This window comes from Paraburkholderia gardini, assembly GCF_907164575.1.
Lineage (GTDB): Bacteria > Pseudomonadota > Gammaproteobacteria > Burkholderiales > Burkholderiaceae > Paraburkholderia > Paraburkholderia gardini.
Window position 1 is genome coordinate 1 of record NZ_CAJQYY010000065.1, and the last position, 1,605, is coordinate 1,605.

A 1,605-nucleotide genomic window follows, 5' to 3' on the forward strand; every position below is an offset into this window, starting at 1 on the left:
TGTCAGAGCTTTTTAGTAATGTCTGGTTCTGGCTCATTAGAAATGTCCGGTTCCTGGCTCCGGGCCGGCGGCTGTGGCGCATGCTGCGGCATGAGCACAGCCCGGGAGCCGGACATGAACGGACGTGGATTCATCACGATCAGCATGCACGAGCTCGAGCGTGTGAAGATCATCGACGCGGTCGTCCGGCGGCGGCTGACGGTCGTGCTGGCGGCTGAGCGGCTGCAGCTGTGTGAGCGTCAGGTCAGCCGGCTGGTGCGGCGCTACGAGGCTGCAGGACCGGCTGGACTGGTGTCGGCGCGGCGTGGGCAACCGAGTAACCGCGAACTGCCGGTGGATGTCCGGGCACGGGCCATGGCGCTGGTGCGTGAGCGCTACGCGGATTTCGGGCCGACGCTGGCGTGCGAGAAGCTGGCCGAATGTCATGGCGTGGTGCTGGCGAAGGAAACCGTGCGGCGCTGGATGCGCGATGCCGGGCTATGGATCCCACGCAAACAGCGGCCGCCGAAACTCCACCAGCCGAGAAACCGCCGCGCCTGCCTGGGCGAGCTGGTCCAGATCGACGGCAGCGATCATCGCTGGTTCGAGGAGCGCGCGCCGGCGTGCACGCTGCTGGTATTCATCGACGATGCGACCAGCCGGCTGATGGCGCTGCACTTCACGGCGACCGAGTCGACCTTCAGCTACTTTGAGGCGATGCGTAGCTACCTGGAACAGCATGGCAAACCGGTCGCGCTGTATAGCGACAAGGCGAGCGTGTTTCATTGCAATAGCCATTCGGTGACGCCTGGCAAGGGCGTGACGCAGTTTGGCCGGGCGCTGTACGAGCTGAATGTGGATACGTTCTGTGCAAACAGCAGTCAGGCCAAGGGGCGCGTCGAGCGCGCCAATCTGACGCTGCAGGATCGCCTCGTGAAGGAATTGCGGCTACGCGGCATCAGCACGAAGGAGGCGGCCAACGCTTATGCGCCCCACTTCATCGCTGACTTTAATGGCCGGTTCGGCAAGGTTCCGAAGAGCACATTCGATGCGCACCGGCCACTGCGTGCGGAAGACGATCTGGACCTGATCCTGACATGTCGCGTGCCGCGGCGCGTGTCGAAGGTGCTGACGGTGCAGTACGACCGGGTGATCTATCTGCTTGAAGACACGGTGGCAAACCGCAGCCTCATTCACAGTTATCTGGACGTGTTCGAGTATCCGGACGGGCGCATCGAGGTCCGGGTCAATGGCGCTGCCCTGCCCTGTGTGCCGTATGACCGGCTCTCGGAGATTGATCAGGCGGCGGTGGTCGACAACAAGCGGCTGGGACACACGTTGCAGATGGCGCAGGTGATCCAGGCGCAGCGTGATGACCGGCGCGCATCGGGCTCGCCATCGAGGACGAATCAGGGCGAAGCGCCGCGACCGAAGGAGCGCAAGGTGGGCACCCGCAAGCAGCGGGAACTGACGCGTGAAGAGCTGAATGAGGCGATCCTGAGAACTGCCGGAACGCGGGCAGGCTCGGTGTTTAAAAGCCCTTCCAGATAAGATTTCTGAACCTCAGAACCGGACATTTCTAAAAAGTCCAGACCCGGACATTTGAAACCAGCCTCGACATGGTGT

At 62.7% G+C, this 1,605-nt stretch carries 1 protein-coding gene; it reads left to right on the top strand.

What is annotated here, in order from left to right:
- Nucleotides 1-114: 114 nt before the first annotated feature.
- Nucleotides 115-1,530: an ISNCY family transposase gene (locus tag LPA34_RS26805; RefSeq protein WP_228984163.1), complete on the top strand. Its 1,416-nt coding sequence runs from the start codon at nucleotides 115-117 to the stop codon at nucleotides 1,528-1,530.
- Nucleotides 1,531-1,605 lie beyond the last annotated feature (75 nt).

What these genes read in the sequence shown, in the direction of transcription:
- LPA34_RS26805 (WP_228984163.1), top strand. Translation starts at nt 115, where the DNA reads ATGAACGGACGTGGATTCATCACGATCAGCATGCACGAGCTCGAGCGT.